Origin of the sequence: Lysinibacillus sp. NPDC093216 (assembly GCF_050280325.1) — a bacterium.
GTDB lineage: Bacteria > Bacillota > Bacilli > Bacillales_A > Planococcaceae > Lysinibacillus.
Genome location: NZ_JBNNVB010000037.1, coordinates 1 through 24,284, shown reverse-complemented (window position 1 = coordinate 24,284; position 24,284 = coordinate 1). Strand labels below are relative to the sequence as shown.

25 protein-coding genes and 3 pseudogenes are annotated in these 24,284 nt (G+C 33.4%); 17 read left to right on the top strand and 11 right to left on the bottom strand.

Annotated elements, in window-relative coordinates:
* Positions 1-163 precede the first annotated feature (163 nt).
* The 5 genes and pseudogenes from ACQKOG_RS24790 to ACQKOG_RS24770 all read left to right on the top strand — a co-directional run bounded on the left by ACQKOG_RS24790 (position 164) and on the right by ACQKOG_RS24770 (position 4,743).
* A complete protein-coding gene (locus tag ACQKOG_RS24790; RefSeq protein ID WP_370080274.1) occupies positions 164-484 on the top strand; it encodes an ArsR/SmtB family transcription factor in 321 nt (106 codons plus the stop codon).
* An 85-nt stretch (positions 485-569) separates the two neighbouring features.
* Positions 570-1,478 (top strand): DMT family transporter, encoded by a 909-nt coding sequence (locus ACQKOG_RS24785; RefSeq protein ID WP_415732062.1) that lies wholly within the window; start codon positions 570-572, stop codon positions 1,476-1,478.
* Between the two features lie 765 nt (positions 1,479-2,243).
* Positions 2,244-2,936 carry an ABC transporter permease gene (locus ACQKOG_RS24780; RefSeq protein WP_427448434.1) on the top strand — a complete coding sequence of 231 codons (693 nt, stop codon included), beginning with the start codon at positions 2,244-2,246 and terminating at the stop codon, positions 2,934-2,936.
* 494 nt (positions 2,937-3,430) lie between these two features.
* Positions 3,431-4,173: pseudogene (locus ACQKOG_RS24775) on the top strand (amidohydrolase family protein).
* Between the two features lie 147 nt (positions 4,174-4,320).
* Positions 4,321-4,743, top strand: a complete 423-nt coding sequence (locus ACQKOG_RS24770; RefSeq protein ID WP_370080262.1) for a hypothetical protein — start codon at positions 4,321-4,323, stop codon at positions 4,741-4,743.
* 208 nt (positions 4,744-4,951) lie between these two features.
* Here ACQKOG_RS24770 and ACQKOG_RS24765 read toward each other — a convergent pair whose 3' ends face one another.
* Positions 4,952-5,863: a DMT family transporter gene (locus tag ACQKOG_RS24765; RefSeq protein WP_370080260.1), complete on the bottom strand. Its 912-nt coding sequence runs from the start codon at positions 5,861-5,863 to the stop codon at positions 4,952-4,954.
* 119 nt (positions 5,864-5,982) lie between these two features.
* On the opposite strand from ACQKOG_RS24765, the gene ACQKOG_RS24760 reads away from it, so the two are divergent.
* Positions 5,983-7,398: a PLP-dependent aminotransferase family protein gene (locus tag ACQKOG_RS24760; protein WP_370080258.1), complete on the top strand. Its 1,416-nt coding sequence runs from the start codon at positions 5,983-5,985 to the stop codon at positions 7,396-7,398.
* A 20-nt stretch (positions 7,399-7,418) separates the two neighbouring features.
* Positions 7,419-8,045, top strand: coding sequence for a DUF3267 domain-containing protein (locus ACQKOG_RS24755; protein WP_402870645.1), 627 nt, complete (start codon positions 7,419-7,421; stop codon positions 8,043-8,045).
* Positions 8,046-8,382: 337 nt separating this feature from the next.
* On the opposite strand, the gene ACQKOG_RS24750 is transcribed toward ACQKOG_RS24755, so the two are convergent.
* The gene (locus ACQKOG_RS24750) at positions 8,383-8,832 is read right to left on the bottom strand and encodes a putative iron-sulfur cluster-binding metallochaperone (RefSeq protein ID WP_427448444.1); all 450 of its coding nucleotides are present in this window, start codon (positions 8,830-8,832) and stop codon (positions 8,383-8,385) included.
* Between the two features lie 597 nt (positions 8,833-9,429).
* On the opposite strand from ACQKOG_RS24750, the pseudogene ACQKOG_RS24745 reads away from it, so the two are divergent.
* Together ACQKOG_RS24745 and ACQKOG_RS24740 are read left to right on the top strand one after the other, a co-directional pair.
* Positions 9,430-9,917: pseudogene (locus ACQKOG_RS24745) on the top strand (dihydrofolate reductase).
* A gap of 88 nt (positions 9,918-10,005) precedes the next feature.
* The gene (locus ACQKOG_RS24740; protein ID WP_370080254.1) at positions 10,006-10,482 is read left to right on the top strand and encodes a GNAT family N-acetyltransferase; all 477 of its coding nucleotides are present in this window, start codon (positions 10,006-10,008) and stop codon (positions 10,480-10,482) included.
* An 818-nt stretch (positions 10,483-11,300) separates the two neighbouring features.
* On the opposite strand, the gene ACQKOG_RS24735 is transcribed toward ACQKOG_RS24740, so the two are convergent.
* A complete protein-coding gene (locus ACQKOG_RS24735) occupies positions 11,301-12,206 on the bottom strand; it encodes a DMT family transporter (protein WP_370080252.1) in 906 nt (301 codons plus the stop codon).
* A gap of 207 nt (positions 12,207-12,413) precedes the next feature.
* Between ACQKOG_RS24735 and ACQKOG_RS24730 the strand changes: the two genes are divergently transcribed.
* The 5 genes from ACQKOG_RS24730 to ACQKOG_RS24710 all read left to right on the top strand — a co-directional run bounded on the left by ACQKOG_RS24730 (position 12,414) and on the right by ACQKOG_RS24710 (position 17,055).
* Entirely contained in the window at positions 12,414-12,899 is a 486-nt protein-coding gene (locus ACQKOG_RS24730) for an Lrp/AsnC family transcriptional regulator (RefSeq protein WP_370080250.1), read from the top strand.
* Between the two features lie 76 nt (positions 12,900-12,975).
* Complete coding sequence (locus ACQKOG_RS24725; protein ID WP_370080248.1) at positions 12,976-13,545, top strand: histidine phosphatase family protein; 570 nt, start codon at positions 12,976-12,978, stop codon at positions 13,543-13,545.
* 140 nt (positions 13,546-13,685) lie between these two features.
* Entirely contained in the window at positions 13,686-14,900 is a 1,215-nt protein-coding gene (locus ACQKOG_RS24720; RefSeq protein WP_427448433.1) for a phosphoenolpyruvate hydrolase family protein, read from the top strand.
* Between the two features lie 108 nt (positions 14,901-15,008).
* Positions 15,009-16,268: a Tm-1-like ATP-binding domain-containing protein gene (locus ACQKOG_RS24715; RefSeq protein WP_427448432.1), complete on the top strand. Its 1,260-nt coding sequence runs from the start codon at positions 15,009-15,011 to the stop codon at positions 16,266-16,268.
* Positions 16,234-17,055: a phosphoenolpyruvate hydrolase family protein gene (locus ACQKOG_RS24710; RefSeq protein WP_402872764.1), complete on the top strand. Its 822-nt coding sequence runs from the start codon at positions 16,234-16,236 to the stop codon at positions 17,053-17,055. Before ACQKOG_RS24715 ends, ACQKOG_RS24710 begins: the two co-directional genes overlap by 35 nt.
* 300 nt (positions 17,056-17,355) lie before the next feature.
* On the opposite strand, the gene ACQKOG_RS24705 is transcribed toward ACQKOG_RS24710, so the two are convergent.
* From ACQKOG_RS24705 to ACQKOG_RS24695, 3 genes are all read right to left on the bottom strand, one after another.
* Positions 17,356-17,538 carry a hypothetical protein gene (locus tag ACQKOG_RS24705; RefSeq protein WP_370080241.1) on the bottom strand — a complete coding sequence of 61 codons (183 nt, stop codon included), beginning with the start codon at positions 17,536-17,538 and terminating at the stop codon, positions 17,356-17,358.
* 230 nt (positions 17,539-17,768) lie between these two features.
* Positions 17,769-18,230: a hypothetical protein gene (locus ACQKOG_RS24700; protein WP_427448431.1), complete on the bottom strand. Its 462-nt coding sequence runs from the start codon at positions 18,228-18,230 to the stop codon at positions 17,769-17,771.
* A gap of 65 nt (positions 18,231-18,295) precedes the next feature.
* On the bottom strand, positions 18,296-18,457 hold the full coding sequence (locus tag ACQKOG_RS24695; protein ID WP_370080237.1) for a hypothetical protein: 162 nt from the start codon (positions 18,455-18,457) through the stop codon (positions 18,296-18,298).
* Positions 18,458-18,834: 377 nt separating this feature from the next.
* Between ACQKOG_RS24695 and ACQKOG_RS24690 the strand changes: the two genes are divergently transcribed.
* A complete protein-coding gene (locus ACQKOG_RS24690) occupies positions 18,835-19,089 on the top strand; it encodes a hypothetical protein (protein ID WP_427448430.1) in 255 nt (84 codons plus the stop codon).
* 188 nt (positions 19,090-19,277) lie between these two features.
* On the opposite strand, the gene ACQKOG_RS24685 is transcribed toward ACQKOG_RS24690, so the two are convergent.
* The 3 genes from ACQKOG_RS24685 to ACQKOG_RS24675 all read right to left on the bottom strand — a co-directional run bounded on the left by ACQKOG_RS24685 (position 19,278) and on the right by ACQKOG_RS24675 (position 20,868).
* Entirely contained in the window at positions 19,278-19,427 is a 150-nt protein-coding gene (locus tag ACQKOG_RS24685) for a YjcZ family sporulation protein (RefSeq protein ID WP_370080233.1), read from the bottom strand.
* Between the two features lie 435 nt (positions 19,428-19,862).
* On the bottom strand, positions 19,863-20,489 hold the full coding sequence (locus ACQKOG_RS24680; RefSeq protein WP_370080231.1) for a LysE family translocator: 627 nt from the start codon (positions 20,487-20,489) through the stop codon (positions 19,863-19,865).
* Between the two features lie 10 nt (positions 20,490-20,499).
* Positions 20,500-20,868, bottom strand: a complete 369-nt coding sequence (locus ACQKOG_RS24675; protein ID WP_427448429.1) for a hypothetical protein — start codon at positions 20,866-20,868, stop codon at positions 20,500-20,502.
* Positions 20,869-21,415: 547 nt separating this feature from the next.
* Between ACQKOG_RS24675 and ACQKOG_RS24670 the strand changes: the two genes are divergently transcribed.
* On the top strand, positions 21,416-21,973 hold the full coding sequence (locus tag ACQKOG_RS24670; protein ID WP_402872751.1) for a helicase: 558 nt from the start codon (positions 21,416-21,418) through the stop codon (positions 21,971-21,973).
* Positions 21,974-22,180: 207 nt separating this feature from the next.
* Here ACQKOG_RS24670 and ACQKOG_RS24665 read toward each other — a convergent pair whose 3' ends face one another.
* Entirely contained in the window at positions 22,181-22,816 is a 636-nt protein-coding gene (locus ACQKOG_RS24665; protein WP_402872748.1) for a GDSL-type esterase/lipase family protein, read from the bottom strand.
* A gap of 337 nt (positions 22,817-23,153) precedes the next feature.
* On the opposite strand from ACQKOG_RS24665, the gene ACQKOG_RS24660 reads away from it, so the two are divergent.
* Positions 23,154-23,330: a hypothetical protein gene (locus tag ACQKOG_RS24660; RefSeq protein ID WP_427448428.1), complete on the top strand. Its 177-nt coding sequence runs from the start codon at positions 23,154-23,156 to the stop codon at positions 23,328-23,330.
* Positions 23,331-23,809: 479 nt separating this feature from the next.
* On the opposite strand, the pseudogene ACQKOG_RS24655 reads toward ACQKOG_RS24660, so the two are convergent.
* Positions 23,810-24,103, bottom strand: a pseudogene (locus ACQKOG_RS24655) (MerR family transcriptional regulator); the annotation flags it as partial.
* Positions 24,104-24,284 lie beyond the last annotated feature (181 nt).

Sequence of the window (24,284 nt, the reverse complement as noted above, 5' to 3'; positions counted from 1 at the left end):
AGCTTTTTTTGATGAATGGAGCTTTAAAAAGCTGTATTGCTGTAACCATTTGGAAATAGTTTTCTAAAAGGGTTTCATAGAGTAAATAAAGAGTATCTTGACAAATTATGTTTTTTAATTTAAATTAAATATGTTTAAAAATTTAAACATAGGGATGGGAATTATGGAGAATTTTAATTGCAATAACAAAGAACAAGTTTTAGAAAAATTTAAATTATCAACCCCCATTTTCCAAGCACTTGGTGATGAAAATCGTCAACAAATTATCATGCTATTACTCACACATGATAGCCTGAATGTAAATCAATTAACAGAAAGAATAGAGCTTTCTAGACCAGCCGTTTCCCATCATTTGAAAATTTTAAGACAAGCAGGTTTAGTTACTTTTAACCGAAATGGGAATGAAAAATATTATTCATTGAGTTCTAACGAGTTTCTAAAACAAATCAAAGAGCTAATTCAAACTATTGAGCAAAGCTATTGATTTGTTCTTTTTTACAAAACAATGTTCGTATGTTTAAAAACTTAAACACACAAACATTATTCGAATGTTTAGGAGGATTTAAATCATGGGGAATAAGAACAAAAATCAATCGAGAAATATGTATTTATTAATGCTGCTCGTTCCTTTGTTTTGGGGTGGGGCCTTCGCGACAGCGAAGCATGTCATTACGGAAGTTCCACCACTTGTTGCAGCTACACTACGTTTTGGCATAACAGGAATAATACTCGTTACATTCATAACAATTAAGAAAGAATGGCAGTGGCAAGTAATCAGAAATCAATGGAAAGGCTTATTATTTATTGGCTTTATCGGAATTTTCGGTTACAATGCTCTTTTCTTCACGGCATTGAAGTATACTTCAGCAACAAATGGTGCGTTAATTATAGCTGCGATGCCTGCATTCACTATGTTAGGGGCAGTCTTATTAGGTAAAGAAAAATGGAGTAACAAATCTGGAACAGGTTTAGCTTTATCGATGATTGGAGTAATTATTGTTATTGTCAAAGGGTCGCTTTCTGATTTGTTTTCTCTTTCTTTTAACTTAGGAGATATTCTTTTTGTCGGGGCACTTTTATGCGGAGTTATTTATGCATTAATAGGTGAATCAATTCTTAAAGGTATACCAGTAATGCTATCGAATACTATTATGATGTTATCTGGTGCTGTTTTCCTAGCGATTAGCACGGTATTTGAAGGTGGTTGGGATCAAGTAGTTAATATGTCGGTTCAAAGTTGGATTGAAATGTTTTATATGGTCGTTTGTGGGACATTGATCGGCTATGTTATTTTTAACAAAGGTGTAGAGAGCTTAGGAGCTAGTAAAGCAAGCTTGTATTTAAACTTAACGCCTATAGTCGCAACATTACTTGCAGTTATTGCGTACGGCAGCTCAATTACATTGATACAAATCGTTGGGATGGTGATGGTGCTGGTAGGTGTTTATATTGCTACTAATACTCAGGTAAAAGCCTAATAGAGAATACATAATCATTTTGAATTGGGTAAAGAAATTTAAATACTTCTGTCTTAACAAATAACTCGACTCCAAATGCTTTATTCAGAACGACGTGCTATTCAATAAATGTAAACTTTTCAATGTCATAAGGTAAACCCAAGATACCAGGTACTCATTAAATTGAGCCGGGTATTTTTTTATTATATCGTTTCTCTCGCTTTAAAACGAATCAAATTTTCTTTTTCAGATTTTCCAACAAATTAAATCAGCAAAGTTAGAACTGCTTACCAATTGTATTAGTTTATTACAATTAATAATTTTGTAAGGAATGAGTAAGAAAAAAGAGATGATCGATTCGTACAATTAAAGTACATGAAAGGGGGAAATTCTATTACGGATTAAGAGTGCTAAAAGGATATCAATTAATATCAGATACTCTTAAAAAACATAGCTCTTTTGGAAGTATTTCTTAAATAAACGAACGGAGAGAAAATCCATGCTTAAATCGATGGAACTAGGATGGAAAAAATATCGATTATCTAACTATTTTATAGAAATAATCATTTGTTTTGTGGCGGCCTCCTATCCTGTTGAACTTTTGTCGTGGGGATTTAAAGATGGGAGCGGACTAATGCCATTATTGAATATTCTTATCAAAACAACAGTGACTATTATTTTAACTATACGTTTAATAATTGATAAATACAAGAATAGTTATGGTCTACCAATATTCAACATAATGAGTATTGTTTATATTATCATGCAATAAGGAGAGATGGTTCTATGCTACAATTACTGAAGTTGGAAATGAAGAAATATAACTTAGGTTGGTATGTAAAAGGTGCGATTATTGCAAACATCATTATAACTGCAGTAGTGTGTTTCGTAGTTTATATAGCACAAAGAGAAGGGGATATACCCATTTCAACATATGAAGATGTTTATGTACTAATTGGTGCAAGTGTGAGGGCAACGTTTATTGTGTTTGCCTCTGTATTAATTGCAAAACTAGTTATTGAAGAGTATAAAAACAGAACAATTTTGATTATGTTCACTTATCCGTTTAGTCGTAAGAAATTGATTGCTAGTAAACTGGCCTTGATCGCTTTTTTAACCTTAATGACTATGATGTTGTCAAATATCGTTGTAGCTGGTCTTTTTTCGATCATTAATATTTATTTTCCTTTCGTTCCATTTACAATAACTGCAAACCAGTTTATTGGAGAAGTCATAAACATAGTTCCTTTTGCTATTGCGGCAACAGGAACAAGCTTAATTCCATTGTATTTTGGGATGCGTAACCATTCAGTTCCGGCTACAATCGGTTCATCTTTACTTGTGGTGGCAATTGCTTGTGCTTATAACCCAGAAATATCATTAGTAACCTTCATTCCACTGCAATTAGGACTTGCAGCAATTGGAGTAATTATTGCGTACATAGGTATTCGTAATATTGAAAATGTAGATGCAATGTAATTTAGAGTAAAGTAAAGTAAAGCAGAATCAAAAGACTATCGAAATCGAAGAGTTTTAGTAATTAATATTGGTGTTTACAATAAAAAATGTAAAGAAAGAAGGCAACAAGAAATGGGAATGATTATAGGTATTATTACAGGGGCAGTTCTGGGTGTGGTTTTATTATTAATTAGCATGATATTATTTTGGATAAGCAAGAGAAGACAAGAAGAGAGTCCCTATGCAATATGGATACTGGCTGCGGGTTAGCTAGCGTTAATTACATCTGGGAGTAATGCTTTAAAGTATCTCTTATAAGGTACTAAATTTTAATGTAGCTAAATGATATTTGACTTTCATTTTGGCTCACGATATTTGTGATACTGAGGGGATTTTTGTAAGACTTTTAAGATTCGAACGGGCTGATGATAAGGGAAACTTATGTATTTATATAAAACATCATAAATTTACTTTATATTCTTTGTTTGATAACGTAAAAGAAAGGAGGCGGTAAGATGAGAATTTTTGATGCACATTTTCACATTATTGATTTTGATTACCCTATTACTGAAAATCAAGGATATGTACCACCTAGCTATGTTGTAGAGGATTACCAAAAAGAAACAGCGACTTATAATATTGTCGGTGGTGCAATTGTTTCAGGTTCTTTTCAAGGATTTGACCAAGCTTATTTAGTGAATGCTTTAGAGAAAATGGAATCTACATATTGTGGAGTTACACAGCTACCATTTGCGGTGACAGATGATAAGATTATGGATTTACATAAAAAGGTGTTCGCGCACTACGATTCAATGTGAAACGTGGCGGTTCCGAAGATTTAACGAAGCTCGATTACTTTGCGAGACGTGTCTATGATTTAGCTGGTTGGCATAGTGAATTATATATCGATGCAAAAGATTTGCCTGAAATTACACCAACGATTGAAAAATTACCAGCGATTTCAATTGATCATTTAGGGTTATCTGAGGAAGGCTTACCTCATTTGTTGCGCCTAGTAGAAAAAGGTGTACGAGTAAAGGCGACTGGTTTTGGTCGTGTAGAGCTCGATGTAGAACAAGCTTTGAAATCAATTCAAGCTGTTAATCCAGAGGCGTTAATGTTCGGCACAGACTTACCGTCCACACGAGCAAAAAGACCTTTTGCTTATGCAGATATTGAACTAATTCAAGAATTGTTTGATGCAAAGTCAGCTGAGAAAATTCTTTATCAAAACGCGATGGATTTTTATTTCAAGTGAGTTTTTTTCGTATATAAATCGATAATTGCCTTTCACATCAATAGTGAAGGTTTTTATTGTACGATTTGAGAGTAATCGTATTGGTCAACAATCCTTTTTAAGTTAGGTAAGTCCTTTCTTTCATATGTAATTCATTAGGAGGTAGAAATGGCCACTTTATATGATAGATCATATGGTGCTTCAAAAGTAAGTCTTGAATTATTAAATATAGAAAGTGATTCTATTTCAAGTGATATAAAGATTATCCTCAATTGTGGTGCACATCAATTGGATTTTAAATTTCCCGTTCTACGGAGTGACCTTGAAACTTTATCTATACTGATTTTAAATAATTGGGATGAAATTTTAAGGGTCGGTGTATGGGACTCAACGGAACCTGCGTTTTCATTTTCACTCCAGGAGAATAAAAGCGAGCTAGTTGACGAAAAGATTTATCAATTTCAATTTTGGATAGATGCAGGAGAATTTTATTCACATAGATGTACTCGTTCTGGTATTGGTATTACAATCTATCAGGATAGAGAAGCCATTGAACAGTTTGCTTTGCAGGTGAAAAGTGAATTAAACTAAAGTGAAACCGAGTTAACTCATAAAAATTTGAGTACTCGGTTTTCTATTTGTGTGGATTGAACTGCACTACTTGTTATGTGAGCACTTAGTAAATACTTCTAAAAAGGTTGTCAACAGTCTATTGATTAGCGAGTCTAATAGACTTTAACTTCTTTCAGCCATTCCGGACGCAATTATACTGAGACATAAGATTATGCGATCGAGCCAGTTAGTGTAAACGCTGCGCATTCTTATCATCTTTCATAATATCTTCTTTCTTTATATTTGCAATAAATACACCTACTAAAGTAATCAAACCACCTGTTATGGCAGAAAAATGCGGAACTTCACCAAGCCAAATCCATGCGATAAGAAATGCAAAAACAGAGGTTAAATAAAGCGTACTTGTTGCTTCAGCTGCTCCTGTTCGCGAAGTAACATAAGCTAGTGTAAAATAAGGAATGATTGTTGGAAAAATTCCAAGATACAAAATGACTAATGTTGCATTTAACGGGGCATCCATTATTGCTTCACTTAGGCCAGGTGAGAATAGTAACATAAAAATAGTACCTGACCAAATGGCGTACATCGTAAAGGGGATAGCGCCGTATTTTTCTAGATAACGATGTTGAAAAACAAAGTAAATACTTTCTGAAAGAGATGCTATTAAAACGATAATAATCCCAGTATTAAAAGAAAATCCTTCAGTTGAACCACCTATTGTAATAAATGCTACACCACAAAAACCAACAAGTGAACCAAGCCATCCCCATAATCCAAGCTTCTCACGATAAAAGAATACAGCTAACAAAGCAGTGAATATAGGAGTTGTGGAAACAAGTAAACTTGCAACCCCGGCACTAATCGTTTGTTCTCCATAATTTAGTGCTACTTGGTACACGGTGAAACCTAAAAAGCCAAGTAATAAAATAATGGGGATATCTTTTAACGCAGGCAAAGGAGTTTTTGTAATAACTGCTATGATTATTAAGACGAATGAGCCGACTAATAATCGTAAAAGTGAAATATGCTCAGGTGAATAGGCCGTTAATGCCACTCGAATTCCTGGAAAAGCTGATGCCCATAAAATGATTGTTATGAAATGAGCGGAAATAATCTTAAGATCTAATGTTTTTAACATGAATACACCTCGTTATCCAACCAATTAAATTTATGATTTCAATATTAATAGGATTTTGGTAAAATTTCTCCAACAGGTTAAAATAAAAAAAACCAACCAGTATAGAAAAGAGCGTACATATGAAAAAACCAAAATATCAATTGATTATTGATTTTATAAAAGAAAAAATTGCTAAAGGGGAGTGGGCGATCGGAAGTCCCATACCAAGTCAACGTAATTTGGCAAAACAGTTTGAGGTTAATCGTAGTACAGTCATAACGGCATTAGAGGAACTAATGGCAGATGGGTTACTAGAAGGTAAAGCAGGGAAGGAAACAGTCGTCACCAATAATACTTGGACTTTGATGGGGGCGAAATCCTCGACTAACTGGAATGAAAATGTCACTTTAGGCATTCATAAACCCAGTGTATCTATGGTGCAGGAGATTAACGAAGCGGAATCGAATACGAATCTTATTCAATTGAGTAAAGGGGAGCTATCACCAGAGATGTTCCCTTTAGAAGAGATGAAAGTCATTGTTCAAAAGGTATCGAATCAATTAACCTCTTTTGGCTATGAAGAGCCAAAAGGAAATATAAAATTACGGCAAGCCATTAGTGACTATTTAAAGGTAAGAGGGGTCGAAGCGTCTCCGTCGTCCATTCTCGTTGTTTCTGGTGCGCTCCAAGCTTTACATTTAATTTCAATTGGACTACTAAAAAGAGGTTCTACGGTATTGCTAGAGATGCCGTCCTATCTTTATTCGTTGACTGTTTTTGAGTCTGCGGGTATGGAGTTGCAAGGATTAGCGATGGACAATGAGGGGATTATCATCGATTCAATTTATCCGACGAAGGAAAAAGGAAAAAATATTTTATATACGATTCCAACCTTTCACAATCCAACAGGCGCCTTAATGCAAGAAGAGAGACGAGAGAAATTAATTGCCTATTGTGAAAGAGAGCAGCTGCCAGTTATAGAAGATGATGTGTACCGTGATTTATGGATTGACACCCCACCACCTAAACCACTGAAAGCAATGGACCTTTACGGAAATGTGTTATATGTTGGAAGTTTATCGAAAACCCTTAGTCCAGGATTACGAATTGGTTGGATAGTTGGCTCGGAGTCAGTCATCAATCGATTAGCAGATTTAAAAATGCAATCCGATTATGGATCAAGTACTCTTTCACAACTCGTTGCTGCGGAGTGGTTATCTAGTAATTTCTATGATGATCACCTTGATAAAGTAAGAGAACAACTTAAGGTTCGTAGAAAAGTTGCTTTAGATGCACTGGATAAATATTTGAGTCCTTACGCATCGTGGGACATCCCAAATGGTGGTTTGTTCATATGGGTGAAAATAAAGCCTGAGTTTAAAGTAAAAAGGCTATTTGAGAAAGCATTATCCGACAATATTCTTCTAAATCCCGGTAGCATTTATGCTGAAAAAACAGGACAATTTATACGAATCTCCTATGGGTATGCTTCACTCGATGAAATGAAGGAAGGGATTTTCAAATTAAGTGAAATTATTAAAAACAATAGATCGTAAAAATGGAATGGAGAGGTTAAATGAAAATACTAAACAAATTACCAAAAAGTAACCCAAATTTACATGAAGACTTAATTAACAATGGCTGGATTCCAATGAAAGAACCTAAAAATTTAACTAGTGCTATATTGTTATCTATCCCTTTAATGATTATCGCTTCAATGATCTCTATTGGGGTAATAAATATTTTTTCTAGTATCTCTTTGAGAGATTTTGGATTTACATCTGGTGGAATATCAATAACCATTAACTTAAGCGTTATTTTGGGGATCGTCTTACTATTAATCATTCACGAATTACTTCATTTGATGTTCATTCCTAATTTTATGAAATCAGAAAAAACTTCTGTAGGGCTTACTCTATTCGGGGGTTTTGTCATTACGGAAGAAGAGATATCGAAATCAAGATATATATTCATTACGATTGCACCTTTTATGATACTTTCAATAATTTTCCCACTACTTTTTAGTGCATTTGGACTTTTATCAACGACATTAAAGTTCCTAATCATACTAAACTCATTGGGATCGTCAGTTGATTTACTAAATCTTCTTCTAATAATGAAACAGGTACCGAAAAATGCAACTTTAAAATGTAATGGACCAAACACTTATTGGAAAAGCGCTAAGACTGAACAAGAAGGGTAAAGATAACGAATAAGTCAGTAATAGAAACATTGAAAGAGGAAGAAGAAATGAAATCAACCCGCATGTTTAGTATTTTAAATTTATTAGTTAATCATCAAAAAATCACTGCTTAAGAATTGGCTGAAAAACTTGAAGTGTGTGGGCGCTTTGCTTGGCTGACGCTTCGCTTTCGCACAGATAAAACATTTGCTGCTGACGCTTCGCTTTCGCACAGAGCAAAGCTTCCTTGGGGCGTCCGTAGCCTCTTCACAATGATTCAAAAAAGTCCTAAAAGCCCTGTTTTATAAAGGCTTTTAGGACTCGCGACTTATAACTTTTTTCCACTAAAGAAAGATGGTTAAGCTAGACCTTTTATATATTTAGTAACATTCCCTAAACAACAACTACCTTGTGGATTGTTTACCTCACAGCCACAACGGTTTTCTTTTATATTTGCACGAATATGTTCTAATGGATTAGGCGTAAGCTCATTTTCAAGATATTGTTTAATTTTTTCTTTAGTCCAATCAAAACAATAACAAACCGGTGTACTTAATGAATCATCCTTTTGATGTACATCTACCTTTATATCAGATAAATGGTACTCCTTATTGCTCGTATCAAAATAAACGACATGACAATCTTTAGTAGCACAAAAATAGTGATTTTCCATAGCGTTTATTGATCCTAATACAGATGGTCTCATCATTGATTTAATAGTTATTAGCTGTACATTTTTAGCTTTATTATTACAAGAGGGACAAATATTAGTGTTTTCATTTTTAAGGCTACTGCAACAATGTTCCATAGTCATTCCACCTCGTATATTTTATTTTCAGCCGCTAAAGGTAAATACCCGGAATTAGTACTTAATACACCTTATTTAAAGTATAAACCATGTACGCAGGTAAAGGGGAACGGAGATTCATTTGCCACATTAGTGAAACATAATATTGTCAAGACAGTGAACACGCAACGAGCTCAGCGTTATAATTCTTTTTTGAAAATAATTAACTGTTATTTTACAATGAAATTAATTCCAAAAGAATAAGCGAATTATTTAGGGCGAACTACATTCTGATTTGTTTAAGGTGATAAATATTATATTTTAGGATTTGAATGGCTCCCTAAAAAATGGGGGAAAAGAAAAGTTTCGGAGCGGTTTTTTCAAGCAAAATTTACTGAAAAAGGTAAAGGGATTACGATTACTACATATGCTATTGATTTATATATAATATCGATTCCTTTAGAAGTGAAAAAATATAATTCACTTTAATTTCTTTTAGCGGGTGTCCAAACCTCCGCTGAAATAGAGGAACTTGGGCTAAGAACGCCACGTCCTTGATTAAAGCAACGAAAAACAAGTTAAAATGGATTAAAACCAGAAATAAAGGCTGTGAAGATATTGATTATTTCACTTATTGTAGCTATGGACAACAATAGGGTTATTGGTAAAGATAATAAGCTACCATGGAAATTGCCAAAAGAATTGCAGTATGTAAAGAAAACTACTTTAGGACATTCGCTTATCATTGGCAGAAAAAACTTGAATCTATTGGAAGAGCATTACCTAGAAGAAGAAACATTATTTTAACAAGAGATATGAACTATTCTGTTGAAGGCTGCGAAATTGGGCATTCTACTGATGATGTATTTAAAATGTGTGAAGATGAAAAAGAAATTTTCATTTTTGGTGGTGAACAAATTTATAAATTGTTCTTGCCATATGCTAATAAACTGTACGTTACAAGAATTGATTTTGAATTTGAAGGGGATACATTCTTTCCAGAATTAGACTTTGCAAAATGGAATGAAATTTATGTACAAAAAGGGATTACTGATGAAGAAAATCCATACCCTTATTTTTTTCACATTTACGAAAGAGCTGAGTAATTGTTATTGAACTAACGATGTAGTTTAGTGAAATATGGACTTTGATGATAAAATATACTTATCTTAATGCAGAGAGGTATATGGGGAAATGAATATTATGAAATTTGAGGAAGCTGACATTGAAGAAATTGTTTCTTTGTTCTATGAAACAGTTCATTCAATTAATTTAAAAGATTATTCACAAACAGAATTAGATGCTTGGGCACCAAAGGAAGAAAAAGAGTTAAAGATAGATGCTTGGAAGATTTCATTAGGTCAGAACATATCTTATGTCGCAAAAATTAATGATAAAGTAGTAGGCTTTTGTGATATGACGCATAGCGGGCACCTAGATAGACTGTATATTCATAAAGATTTTCAAGGTCAAGGTATAGCTATGGCTTTAGTTGATAAACTAGAAGACGAAGCGAAAAAATTAAATCTATTTAAAATCGAAACAGATGCAAGTATTACAGCTAAACATTTTTTTGAACACAGAGGTTACAATACTATTTGTTCACAAACTGTTGAACGAGAGGGTGTTAAATTGACCAATTTCAAAATGATAAAAAAAGTAGAATCTTAATTTTGTGTTCTTCTTTAACTAATGGGGGCTTTAATTAATTATTCGATTCGCGAAATATTAAACCAAAAAGACAGAGTTCACTGAAACGTTATGTATAATATAGGATCGTAAAGGAAATTGTGGGGAAGAAACCGGAACAAATTGAAGACTTAGGTGATGTGTAAATGTGCCTATTTTCACGCTACACGTAAGCTTAAGAGGTGATTTGTCGATAAGAGCAATCCCCTCTTAAGCTTACGGTGCAGGTAGTTTTAATAAGAGTCTCGTCATAATAATGCGCTTTTACAATTAAGAAATGGTCTATATATACATGGTTTTATTTAGACAGTGCACCAGCAGCGTTTTTCTGCAAAATTCCAAAAAGGCTTATAGCAACTGTGTTCATACGCCTTTACATAATACTTTTTTTATTGTGGTTGAGTTAAACATCGGAATTTTGATTATTATATTTTAAGTTTTTTAACTTAATAATGAATAGAATTATGACTAAAATCATCAGAAATAGACCTAGATAGAGTAGCCCTTTTCCTAAGGGATAATTTATTGCATATTCTTTTTGAAATTCCAATAGCTCTTTACTACTTATAGAATTAATATCTTGTAAAGGGATAAGGATTGTTTGTAATATATATCCAATTACTATTGAACAAAATGATAAAAAAATTATGCTGAAAAGTGTTATCTTATTAAAAATAAATCGCATAATGTCACCTCAATTTTTTCTCTATATCTTTCATAGACGTTTTCATTCAATAAAGGTTGTTCAATACAAAAAAGTTCCCAAAGCAAGGTTCGGGAACTTCTTATTTATAAATGACCTAGACTTGAAGTGGTATTTTTTTTAATTGATTGGTTTTTGTTTTAAAATGCGAAAATAAAAAACATCCAATAATAACAATCAATCCCCCGATCCCTTGCTTCCAAGATATGCTCTCTCCTAAAAATAAAAGCGCTAGAAGTGCAGTGAAAATCGGATTGAAATTAAGGAAAACACCGGATGTTGTAGCCCCTAATTTTTGAATTCCAATGCCCCAAAGTACCATACAAACGACAGTGGAAATAAACCCTGTATATAAAAGCGATAGTATAAAAGAATGATTAACATTAGAAACGGTAAAATCCCTAAGGTTAAATGGCAATAGGATAAGAAGTCCAAATATTCCTGAATACAAAGTTGACATTAGTGGCGAGGTAGTTTTCATTGCCCATTTATTACAAACAGAATAAATTCCCCATACACATACAGCTGCAAGCATCCATAAATCACCCAAATTAAAATGGAAAGACAATAATTGGCTGATATTGCCCTTCGAAAGTACGAGTAGAACACCGAACAACGAAAGTAGCATTGAAAGTGCTTGAAGTATATTCATCTTTTCCTTTAGAAAAACAATTGAAAAAATCGCAATTGAAATTGTATTTAAAGTTGAAATAAAGCCAACATTCGTCGACGTAGTTCTTTCCAATGCTAAAAATTGAAAGATATTGAATAATACCACACCTGTAACGCCCATTAACAATAAAGGTAGGAGGGCATTTCGAGAGGGAAGCAATCTTTTTTCTTTCCACCATACCATTGGAAGAAGCGCAGCGACGGCAATGAGCCATCTTAAGCTCGTCAATGTTAACGGAGATGCATGATCAACAAGGGATTTGGCAACTACAAAATTGCCTCCCCAAAGTAAACTAGTTAAAAGCATTAATAAAACATAAACATTTGGCAAATCACGATCTCTCCTTTGATTATCGTATGTATAATTGATTTTTCAGATAAAAGAATAATAACATTTTTACCTTTTTAACTGTATAATATTTTGTGTGATGAACTAAAAACAAAATAACAATAAGAATAACTGGTTTTCTCAGAATATAATTAGTAATCGGTGCCGAATGAAGCTGAAATTTCGAATATAAAAAAGGGGGAAAAATGCATGAAAGATGTTGAAAGAAAATTATTAGATAGTATTGATACCCAATTACTAGATATTTTGCAGAGGGAGGTCCAGATAAGTAATGCAGAGATAGCGAGACGGGTGAATTTGTCCCCACCAGCAACCCATACAAGAATAAAACGTTTAGAAAGTGAAGGGTTTATTGACAAACAAGTTGCCATTTTAAATCAAGAGAAACTGGGATTCGATTTACTGTGCTATGTATTCATGAGTACAAATATTCATCAAGCTAAGGAATTAGAAGCTTTGGAAAAGGCCTTAAAAATAATGCCGGAAATATTAGAATGTCATTGTTTAACAGGAGAGTATGATTATCTTTTAAAGGTTGTTATTCGAGATCGAAAAGAATTAGATCGCTTTATAAGAAAATTAAATAGACTGGGCATTTCCCGAATTCAAACGAATTTATCTTTACGAGAAGTTAAATATTCAACAGTCTTACCGATATCAGAAGTCGAACAGTAGAAGTTCTTCCGAGCAATATTGATTTTTAGTTTCGTTTCATAAATGATTCAAAGACTCAAGCACTATAGGAGGCATTATGAAAACATTCATATATATGGTACGACATGGAGATTCACCGAAAGACGGAAATGAGAGAACGAGACAATTAACTGAAAAAGGTAGAATAGACGCACAACGAATAACTGATATTCTAAAAAAAGAGAGAATTGATACTGTTATCTCTAGTCCGTATAGTCGTTCAATCTTAACTGTTCAGAAAGTAGCTGAACAAATAGCAAAAGAAGTAATTGTATTTGAAGACCTTAAAGAGCAAACATTTATTGTTGGTGATAAGCGAATATCTGACAAGGAATTATTCCCTTTATTAGAAAAGTCATTTTCTGACCCAACCTATGCTTTAGAGGGAGGTGAGTCAAATGCTGACTGCCAGAAACGTGCTATAAATGTTTTAAAAGAAATATTAAATACATATCAAGGACAGAAAGTAGTAATTGGCACACATGGTGCAGTTATGACTTTAATGATGCGGTTTTATGATAGTAAATACGATCTGAACTTTTTATTACATACAACAAAGCCAGACATATACAGAATGGAATTCGATGGGCAAGAATTGGTCGATGTAAAGAGATTATGGGAGATTTAAGTGAGGGTTTTTATTAGTTCTAAAAGCTGAACTATACTGCCATTTAAGAAGAGTTTTGAATTAAATACTAGTGATTTTTGCCGCATTTTAAAAGTTAGGAAATCCGTAGTAAACAATGTATTAGTAGAGGTGAAAATTATATGGAGGACAAGCTAAATAATAAATATGAAATAAAAAATAATATAAGAAAACAAATTAATAAAAATAAATATATTTTAGGTGTTGCTGCTGGTTCTGGAATGACGGTTAAATATGCAGAACAAGGCGGCGCAGATTTTATTTTAGCTCTAAATTCAGGACGATTCAGATTAATGGGTGTAAGTTCATTAGCTGGTTTCTTACCATATGCAAATAGTAATGATGTAGTAATGGATTTTGCAAGTAAAGAGATCATTCCTATGATCAAAAAAATTCCAGTTTGTTTTGGTTTATGTGCTACAGATCCAACAATTGAATTAGATAGTTATATCGATTTAATTAAGCAAAGAGGATTTTCGGGCATTAATAATTATCCAAGTATAGGTTTAGTAGATGGGCTTTTTAGAGAAGCTTTAGAGGAACAAGGGATTACTTATGATAAAGAGGTAGAAGCTATTCGTATCGCTAATGAAAAAGGGCTGTTTACAGTGGCCTTTGTATTTAGCGAAGAACAAGCAATAAGTATGATAGAGGCCGGTGCAGATATAATTTGTGTTCACTTAGGTTTAACAAATGGCGGATCACTTGGAGCTAAAAAGATTTTATCTTTACAGGCTGCCAAAAGGTTGGCGGTAAATATTTTTAATAGATGTAATGAACTAAATCCTAACATTATTAAAATGATTTATGGAGGCCCGGTTAATAAACCAATAGATGTTCAATATATGTATGATGATACTATTATTATGGGTTATATCGGAGGTTCTGTGTTTGAAAGGATTCCAAATGAACAAGCTCTCATACATATTACGAAATCATTTAAGCAAACGAACGATTTTCAGTTGGATGATTTAATCGGTAAAATTACTGATGGTCTAGGAAGTCAAGCTGATTATATTAATTTTATCAAGAAGTACATTAGTTTACATTATATGGATGAAATGTCATTGAATGAAGTGGCAGAAATATTAAATTTGTCTCGTTCTTATTTAAGCACATTATTCAAAAAAGAAGTGGGTATTTCATTTACAGAATATCTTATTAACTTTCGACTTAATAGGGCAATTGAAATATTAAAATTAGAAAAATTACCACTAAATAATATTGCCGAAATGGTAGGTTATCCCGATTATACTCACTTTAGTAAAATATTCAAAAAATATAAAGGTGTATCACCTCAAAACTATATAAAAAATAACAAAGAGACAATTTTATAGAACAAAAGCACATTAACTCACCTAAAAGAAAACGGTATTATGAAATGGAGTAATAAATGAAACCGCTTTCTTATATGATTTTAAAGATCAAGAAGGGAGAGAGTTGATATGAAAACAATTGCTTTGGCTGGAACATTTGATTCAAAAGGAAAAGAATATTTATATGTAAAAGAGTTGATAGAATCGTTAGGTTTTAATACTTTTACGATCCATACAGGTGTTTTTACTCCAGCATTTGAGCCTGATGTATCAAATGCTGAAGTAGCTGCTGCAGCTAGAGAAGATATACAAGAAATTGCAGCGAAAGGAGACCGAGCAAATGCAACCGCAGTTCTTGCAAAAGGGATGGAAGTGCTTTTACCGAAATTGTATGAAGAAGGTAAATTCGACGGTGTACTATCCTTTGGAGGCACTGGAGGGTCATCTATTGTAACAACTGGCATGAGGGCATTACCAATTGGTGTTCCAAAAGTAATGGTTTCAACAGTCGCTTCTGGCAATACGGAGCCGTATGTAGGGACTAGCGACATTATGATGATTCCGTCAGTAGTAGATGTAGCTGGTTTAAATGTAATTTCGACAAAAATATTTACGAATGCAGTATTTGCGATAGCAGGAATGCTTAACTTTGAAAATAAAACTATAGAGAAAAAGAAGCCTCTTATTGCCGCAACTATGTTTGGAGTGACAACACCTTGTATTAATCAGGCTAAAGATTTCTTGGAAGCTAAAGGATATGAGGTATTAATTTTCCATGCAACGGGTGTTGGTGGTCGTACAATGGAGAATTTAATTGCTAATGGATTTATAGATGGTGTTCTTGACATTACAACTACTGAATGGGCAGATGAGTTAATTGGGGGCGTATTGAAAGCTGGACCGCATCGTTTAGAGGCAGCTTCAAAAAAACAAATTCCTCAAGTTGTATCAGTGGGTGCAATAGATATGGTGAACTTTGGTCCATTTGATTCTGTCCCTCATAAATTTGTAGGAAGAAAATTTTATAAGCATAATCCGACAGTAACTTTAATGCGTACATCTGTTGAAGAGAACAAGCAAATAGGTGAAGTGATTGCTGAAAAATTAGCTTTAGCTAAAGGGTACACGGCTTTATTTTTACCGTTAAAAGGGCTCTCAGGTCTTGATGTTGAAGGACAGCCTTTCTACGGTTTAGAGGAAGACAACATGTTATTTGATACATTAAGAGAAAAGGTTGACCAACATAAAGTGGAAATGATTGAAATCAATGCGGATATAAATAGCGAAGAGTTTGCACTAGCTTCAGCGAAAAAATTGATTGAATTAATAGAAAATAAAGCGAGGGACAACGATTATGTTACAGAGACAAGAAATATTGAATCGTTTTAAAGAAGAAATTAAAAAAGGAAATATTCTTCTAGGTGTTGGCGCGGGTACAGGAATTACAGCTAAAAGTAGTGAAGCTGGGGGAGCAGACATGTTGATTGTCTATAACTCGGGTCGTTATAGAATGGCTGGTCGTGGTTCACTAGCAGGTTTATTATCATATGGTGATGCTAACCAAATTGTTGTTGAAATGGGTAATGAGGTATTACCCGTTGTAAAGGATACCCCAGTACTAGCAGGTGTTAATGGAACAGACCCTTTTAAAGTGATGGGAGTTTTCTTAAAGCAGCTGAAAGATCAAGGGTTTAGTGGCGTTCAAAATTTTCCTACAGTTGGATTAATTGACGGTGTTTTTCGTCAAAATCTAGAGGAAACAGGAATGGGCTATGATTTAGAAGTAGATATGATTAGAGAAGCTCATAAATTAGATTTACTAACTACTCCATATGTTTTCGATGAGGAGCAAGCAAAGAAAATGGCTGAAGCGGGTGCAGATATTTTAGTGGCCCACATGGGATTAACAACAAAAGGAACGATTGGTGCACAAACTTCATTAACTTTAGATGACTGTGCCGATCGAATCCGAAAAATTATTAATGCTGGTAAGTCTATAAATCCTGATATATTAGCGATTTGCCATGGAGGTCCAATTGCAGAACCGGAAGATGCTGCTTATATTATTGAAAGAGTAGATGGAATTGTTGGATTCTTTGGTGCATCTAGTATTGAAAGATTTGCTGCAGAAAAAGGAATTAAGGAGCAAACTGAAGCTTTTAAGGGTATAAAATAATTAGCTCGTTTTCTCTCACGATAGTCTAGTCACTCATAAGTAAACATGAGTGACTTTTTTGTATGCTACGAAGCCCTCTTGCTATGCGAGGGGATTTAGAAAGAAAAGTGAACTGTAAGTGATGAAGCGGAATGACGTGTTGAGCTGACGTTCAAAAAAACTTCAACTAAAGAATGTCCGAAATATTGGCAGTGAAAAAGAACCGGAAAAGAGGTTATTAATTTGTGTAGGTAAGCTAAGAGAATCTTGAGATAATGTGCAATAGTAATAAGAAAAGCGTTGCAATAAAGCAACGCAAGTTCAAGAAATTCTAGACAACTTTACAACACTAGAAATAAAACCAATCAAACCGCAAATAAAGAAAATATATGCTACTAGCATTGACATACTTTCTAAGTTGTTTGTAAAAATTCTATATCCTCCTACTGTACCTAATGCCAAACCACTAACCGAGCTAAGTAATGTTCTATTCTTTTCTGTCAAAAAAACACCTCCAATAATTGGATTGATAATATGTTAACATAAATTTTGTTGTTAGTTAACTTATTTCAGGAGATTTTTCCTTGAAGAATGTCATGCAAGCATTATGAATACAGGTTATATTATAGGTACATTTTTCTTTTAACTGGTAGTTTTAAGTTGTTCATGCACAGACTGAGTAGCCGAGGCGGTCCGGTATTTAGTCAGTTTGCAGATGATACTATACATATGAATTATGAATTATAAGTACATTCTTTAGGGTTCATACTAGTGGGTTTGATTTTTATATTACCAGAATATGTAAATAAAAGATTAAAGGAAAGAAGGTAAAAAACACTAGAAATATTTATGTTTCTGAGAATATTATCGAAGTAAAGATAAAAAGAAGAAACAGCATAAATCATCACACCAATACCTATGATTGCCAATCCCATATCGATCAGTCTCAAATAGCTCGATTCTTTTTGCATCTCCTTATAATTACTTATCGTCAAAAATGCACCAGTCATCATTATGACCGCACAAGCTATATACGAAACAATTCCCCCGCCATCAATCTTACCTTGATGGATGATTGTCATCGCTATGTAGTTTATACCAGACACAACTGAAAAAGACGACATTTCCTTCTTTTCTAATTTTCTAGCATTCTTTTTCGATACTTTATACCATTGCATCACATCTTCTTGCGACATATACTGCTCAACAATAGCTTTTACTTGTTCCTCATATTTTTTTCGAACTTTGACTGTATAAAACGCTATGTATACTTCATCATTTTTTTCGAGCGGAATCTTCCAGACGATTGCCTTAAAATATCTTTGATCCCTAGTTCAAACGGAACGCTACTTCTCTTTAAGTGTTCGATAATTGCCGGGAAAGCATCTTCTGAATGTCCAACTAATATTTTCTTTTTAAACAAACTCAGCACCTCTTACGAAATAAGTTAAATACGCTTAATTATACTATTTCGTTAGACCTTTCCAATAATCCAAAATATAACATTCCCTTTAAATATCTAATGCTATTTAGCAACAATCTTTGAGAAAACAGTCTTAAATTACATGTGAATATGTTTTTATAAACTAATCAACTTAATTGGTGGGAATAAAATCTGTATGTATGGAATGGACTTAATTTTTTTTATAAAAATCCACGGCATTTATACAAAAGACAGCGGTTTGGGTGAAGACTATTTACTACATCAGATACATATTGAAAATAATTAAGAAAACGAGTGAATCAACATATTTTTTTGAATATAATGTTTGAAACTATAAGAATTAGGGAGATGGTGAAGTGAGCGAAATAGATAATCGAAACAGATTAAGTGAAGAAGAACCATTTGATTATCAAATAACGAAAAAAGGAACGGTTGTCATATATTACGAAGGGAAACAAATAAAAACTGTAAAGGATGGGGAGGCTGTGCGTCTTATTGCGAGGATCAAAGAAGTTGAAGATAATCTAACAGCCGTACAGTTATTATTAGCTAAAATTACGGGTAATTTTAAGCGGGGAAACGAGAAGTTTGGAAAAAATAAAAGAAAGTAAAACAAAGACTTTACTCCCTAAATTTACGAAGGCTGTGTAATTCAATCTGAAACATTTTTAGTGTAACCTCCGCTGTTGTATTAGAATAATGTGTATTTTTACATTAGCATTGATTACAAAAAATGTGAAATAATCTTATTGAATAAAAGGGTCACCAGGCTGGGGGGGCGACCCTTAAATCGAAAATGTTAATACTCTCTATTCATAAAAGTAGCGCCGATAATAATTAGAAGTATAAATAGAACTACAATTAAGGCAAATGTTGAACCATTACCATATCCGCCGCCGTAATAGCCGCAGTTATTAATTCCACCAACATTTCCACCATAGTATCCCATAAAGCACACCTCCTTTCTACAATATATAATATGTTAGCTGTAGAGAAGGAGTGGGGTGTTAAACCATGCAGCTATAGGCATTAAAAAATATTTTTTTGTGAGATAAGAAAATAAAAAAGGGTCACTTGGGATAGGAGTGACCCTCAGTAAAACCTTCGGAGGTGTAAGGCTAAATTAGCTTTACCTTACTATTATTATGAAGTGATAGCTATGTTTGTATAGTGAATTGCCTGTGAAATAGATTAAAAAATAAAAAAGCCGTAGCGTCTTCACATGCTACATAAACTAATGAACAATATGAGAGACATGTTTAATAAAAGAAGTGGATAAATAAGAAAGCAGTCCTCTCAATTTGAAAGGACTGTTCAATAAAAGTGAACTATTTAACATTCAATATAACATTTTTATAATAGGGGGCATTTTTATATAAATTTATTAAGGGGCTTTCGTTTGAAGCAACTTTATCCCCATTCCAATAAATATCATTCCGGTTATCTTATTCAGGATCATTCCTACCTTTTGGTTTCCTCTTAGTTTTTTAGTAATGTACGAAGAGAAATAAGCAACAAATAAGCACCATAGTAGTCCAGTTGCTGTAAAAGTAAGTCCTAAAATTAAAAAAGGAATAGGACCTGATGCCTTAATATCTATAAACTGTGGGAGAAACGCAATAAAAAATAAAGAAACTTTTGGATTCGTTAGACTTGTTAAAAGTCCCTGTATATAAATTTTTCTTAAGTTTAATTTATTTGACGATGCTTCGAAACCGATGTTTGACTTATCACGTATCATTTTAATCCCTAAATAAACGAGATACATAACACCAATAAATTTAATGGTATTAAATAATACAATAGATTTTGTAAGTATGAGCGATAAGCCAAAAGAAACTAATAACGTATGAACTAAGGAGCCAGTAATAATACCAAACACAGAGTAAATACCAGCTTTTCTACCTTGCGAAATACTTCTACCGACAATATACATGGTGTCCGCACCAGGGATTAGATTTAATAAGATCCCTGTTAATAAAAACATTTCATAATTAATAATACCGTACATTTCAGCACCTCTATCTCTTTTTTGGGGTGCCCTTATCGATATTAAAGTAAATGAATGAAAAATAAAAGCTTTTTTTACAAATGAAAAAAGTAGTTTTAAACGAATGAATCTGCGACATAGAAAAAAAGAAATAGACATATTCGTCTATTTCCTGTTCCATAGCTTTTAATTTTGCTTTTATTTTTGCTTTTGGAATCGAGTGATACTGTTCGTATCTACACATTCTACAAGAGCAATGAACTTTACCTTTGCTCAATTTGCCATGTATAGGTTTGTACTCATTTCCTGGCAATGAAAAAACATTTTTAACAATGGTCAATTTTTTTCGAATAATTCGCTCTCTCTGATGGCGAATATAGGCTTTTGAACGATTTTTCATCAAATATCAGCTCCAAAGCTTGCAAGGAGGTCAAGGGATGTTACGGCACGCCCTACAAGCTTGGTCGGTAGTTGATATACTGGATTAATTGATTCATAGTATCATTCCTTTTTATGAAATTATTCTAACAAAATTATTTTTTTAATGCTAACAACAGCTACATTGGTCCAAAGTCAGCAATGTACCAGTGATCTGGTGTTTGCAGAAGTTCAACGCCGTGTTTATGCATTGAATTATCGCATTAAGGAATACGCAAAAGGTTGTAGAAGTTCAGAAACGCATTCCTTACGTGATTGGTGTTAGGGATGTAGAAACTCTTCAGAACGCTAGAGGGAAATAGCATGCGAGCAATTGCCAAGTAGATGAAACTATCTAGTAGGACAATTTATAGAGAAAGAAATAGTATTTTGAAAAGTAGCCGGATTAAATCAACAGCACAGGTTAGTTAAATAAGGGGAATTATTGGTAAATTGCAGAATAACTAAATATAATCTTCTATAGTATTGTATTTTCAAACTATTACCAAATTTGATAGGAGTGACTACAATTGTGTTTTGAAAATAATGAAATATACCCATGTTGCCCATTTATTACCAGAACGGTGGAAGTTGGTGGCCTTACTAAATCACAGCTTATTCAGAAATTGCAACAGTACTCTATCTTGATGAATGAGTATGGAGAAAAGTTATTTACTGATGATAAATTTACGACTTCTGATAAGAAGTACAGCCTGCAGACTGTTGAACTAACTGTTGGAGACCTTGGCTTTCCTGATGGAGCTAATACGGATCGAATCTTTAAAAGAGCTGAGGAACTTGGTTTGAAATTATGTCCGCTTGAGCTGGGACCTCACCTAAGGATGGAGTATCTGGATCAAACTGAAGAATATTCAGGGGATTCTTTACAGCAACAAAAAGCTCCATCTGGTTCCATAACAATAGCATCTGAAAAACTAACTGAAGACGATCATTTTCCGAAAGGTTTCTATCTTAGACGAATTAATGGAGTTTTATGGCTTCGTGGATACTGTGCAGATCATCTACACATTTGGAATCCTAACGATCATTTTATCTTTTGTCAAAAAAACACTACAGGAAAAGACTAAAGAATTTGAAAATGTGAATAAGGTGAATGCGTTGTGATTTTCCTGAAAAAGGAATTTAAAATTCTGTCATTTTCATTTCTGATATGGTTCAAAGATCCATTTTTATTACATTGTAAGAGGCTGACAATAATAGTCAGCCTCTTGCTAGAAAAATAATAAGTAATAGCTTAAAACAAACAGGATTAGATTAACTGACAGCCATTAGCCTTATAAAGGGGAATATCCGAGCCTACTTAGAGCTAATGCCATTTGATAGTATCCTCTACTATTAGGATGAATTCCTCCTGATGATAATAAAGCTTTTTCATTCCCCTTAAATACACTATAGATATCAGCTACTTTAACATTCAATTCCCGACCAAAACTGTTAATTAATGAATTAAACGCTCTAATGCCCGCATCTGCTATAGGAATATCGCTAAATGGATTGTATAAATTCTGTAACCGTAAAATATATTTATCTTGTTTGTCTAGATGGTGAATTTTTTCTAATATTTTTGAGATGTTTTTCCCTGATTGCTTAATAGCTCGAGATATACTTTCTTCATTTTTACTTATTCGAAATTCTTTAGCAGCGTTTATTAAATCATTCCCTCCAGCTGTTATCGTGATGATATTTGCACACTTTACAGCTTCCGTCACAATCGGGGCATTAAGCATAGCTAAAACATCCTCTGTCGTTGCTCCTGACCTTGCATGTTTTTGATAAGAAATACGCTTTTTTAAAATTTGCTGGCTTAGACATCTATAATATTCAACAAATCCAGGGTCCAAAAACGGAACGCCGATACCTACAGTAAGTGAATCGCCTATCGCAAGATAACGTAAATGATTGTAATCCATATTTCACCTCAACTGATTAGTTATGTTCTTATAATATTCAGTAAAAGATGAATGTGGAAACGATGCCTAGACAAAGTTAGCATTAAGCGAGGACAAACATTAAAAAGCAATTGAATTGATAAAGGTTGAGGAAAAGCAACGAAAAGAGTATGAAAATCAACTCAAAATAATCATGTGAGGTTGCAGAAGGGCACTCTAATCACTTCAAGGTCACTTTTAAAACAGTTCAAACTAATCGACTTGATAGTAACGACTAAAAGAAGAACAACCAATTTTTTATGAAAAAATATCAAAGAATCGTTATCAAGACGTATAACAATTAAGAAGGCTACTAAAAATGGTAATTACAACTGCAATGCTCAAATATGTAGCTGTTTCTAGTTTACTAGGTACAGAGGATGACGAAACGATTAAAACCGAGGTAACAGAGGATATGAACGATGTTATGGACGTTACGGATTACTCAGTAATTGAAGATGATCCTACTCAAGAGAAATTAATCATTGAACAGTAATATACCTCTCAAAGTCCTTCTGCTGCTGATAAGGTAAAACTTGTCGTTTCTTGCGCTTACCCGGGAAATTATTTTTTATTTCATACCATACAAAGTCCTTCTCCTGTAGGAATATCCAAACAGGAGAAGGATAAATCAGACGCTTGGTATTAGATTAGATCACTAGGTATCCAAACTATTGAATTATCAAAGTAAGTGGTAGTTTTGCAGTAGAAAGCTTGCTATAGCAGATCTCCATTAGTACATTATTTATCTAGCTTTTCAGCTATACTTTTTAGAATTCGAGTTTGTTCATTATGTATGCTAATAATTTTGAATACGAACCAAACGACAAATACTAAGGGGACAACATAGAAAATTATTAGAAAAAGAATAGGTATAAAGGCAAATAATACTTCCATAATTGTATAGAAACCTCCTTGTTGGATTATTATACCTTAATATTTTGCGGTTTAAATGTCAACTCGTCGATAGAAAATTTCTAATATTTGTAGATTTTGTAAATAAGTCCGAAGTTGAAAATTTGAATATTGCGACACAAGGAGAGGCGAATCATGAAAGTATTTCAGCAAATCTAGGCTATACCCTAGGAATTTTAGGCTAATAATTTTTTGTAAGGTAATAATATCTTGAAAATAGTAAGTGCGATGCCCTGAAGATGGATTCTTTTCGGGTTGTAATAAACCAATTTCATCATAGTAATGCAAAGTAGGAATTGGAATTCCTGTCTTTTCTGAAAATTCACCAATAGAAAACTTTTTATCCTTATTCATCAAAATTCCTCCTATCAAAAGTATAGGTTTATCATATAACCTAAAGTAACTTGAGGTTCAAGAGGAAATTTTAAAAAGTTCTTGAATGAATCAATTTCATAAATCACTTTTTTCAAGAGCTTAGACTGCTCCTATTAAGAAAACTTACGTTTTTAAAAATTATGCTGCTTGAGTTTGTACT

What these genes read in the sequence shown, in the direction of transcription:
- ACQKOG_RS24790 (WP_370080274.1), top strand. Translation starts at nt 164, where the DNA reads ATGGAGAATTTTAATTGCAATAACAAAGAACAAGTTTTAGAAAAATTT.
- ACQKOG_RS24785 (WP_415732062.1), top strand. Translation starts at nt 570, where the DNA reads ATGGGGAATAAGAACAAAAATCAATCGAGAAATATGTATTTATTAATG.
- ACQKOG_RS24780 (WP_427448434.1), top strand. Translation starts at nt 2,244, where the DNA reads ATGCTACAATTACTGAAGTTGGAAATGAAGAAATATAACTTAGGTTGG.
- ACQKOG_RS24770 (WP_370080262.1), top strand. Translation starts at nt 4,321, where the DNA reads ATGGCCACTTTATATGATAGATCATATGGTGCTTCAAAAGTAAGTCTT.
- ACQKOG_RS24765 (WP_370080260.1), bottom strand. Translation starts at nt 5,863, where the DNA reads ATGTTAAAAACATTAGATCTTAAGATTATTTCCGCTCATTTCATAACA.
- ACQKOG_RS24760 (WP_370080258.1), top strand. Translation starts at nt 5,983, where the DNA reads ATGAAAAAACCAAAATATCAATTGATTATTGATTTTATAAAAGAAAAA.
- ACQKOG_RS24755 (WP_402870645.1), top strand. Translation starts at nt 7,419, where the DNA reads ATGAAAATACTAAACAAATTACCAAAAAGTAACCCAAATTTACATGAA.
- ACQKOG_RS24750 (WP_427448444.1), bottom strand. Translation starts at nt 8,832, where the DNA reads ATGGAACATTGTTGCAGTAGCCTTAAAAATGAAAACACTAATATTTGT.
- ACQKOG_RS24740 (WP_370080254.1), top strand. Translation starts at nt 10,006, where the DNA reads ATGAATATTATGAAATTTGAGGAAGCTGACATTGAAGAAATTGTTTCT.
- ACQKOG_RS24730 (WP_370080250.1), top strand. Translation starts at nt 12,414, where the DNA reads ATGAAAGATGTTGAAAGAAAATTATTAGATAGTATTGATACCCAATTA.
- ACQKOG_RS24725 (WP_370080248.1), top strand. Translation starts at nt 12,976, where the DNA reads ATGAAAACATTCATATATATGGTACGACATGGAGATTCACCGAAAGAC.
- ACQKOG_RS24720 (WP_427448433.1), top strand. Translation starts at nt 13,686, where the DNA reads ATGGAGGACAAGCTAAATAATAAATATGAAATAAAAAATAATATAAGA.
- ACQKOG_RS24715 (WP_427448432.1), top strand. Translation starts at nt 15,009, where the DNA reads ATGAAAACAATTGCTTTGGCTGGAACATTTGATTCAAAAGGAAAAGAA.
- ACQKOG_RS24710 (WP_402872764.1), top strand. Translation starts at nt 16,234, where the DNA reads ATGTTACAGAGACAAGAAATATTGAATCGTTTTAAAGAAGAAATTAAA.
- ACQKOG_RS24700 (WP_427448431.1), bottom strand. Translation starts at nt 18,230, where the DNA reads ATGTCGCAAGAAGATGTGATGCAATGGTATAAAGTATCGAAAAAGAAT.
- ACQKOG_RS24685 (WP_370080233.1), bottom strand. Translation starts at nt 19,427, where the DNA reads ATGGGATACTATGGTGGAAATGTTGGTGGAATTAATAACTGCGGCTAT.
- ACQKOG_RS24680 (WP_370080231.1), bottom strand. Translation starts at nt 20,489, where the DNA reads ATGTACGGTATTATTAATTATGAAATGTTTTTATTAACAGGGATCTTA.
- ACQKOG_RS24675 (WP_427448429.1), bottom strand. Translation starts at nt 20,868, where the DNA reads ATGAAAAATCGTTCAAAAGCCTATATTCGCCATCAGAGAGAGCGAATT.
- ACQKOG_RS24665 (WP_402872748.1), bottom strand. Translation starts at nt 22,816, where the DNA reads ATGGATTACAATCATTTACGTTATCTTGCGATAGGCGATTCACTTACT.
- ACQKOG_RS24660 (WP_427448428.1), top strand. Translation starts at nt 23,154, where the DNA reads ATGGTAATTACAACTGCAATGCTCAAATATGTAGCTGTTTCTAGTTTA.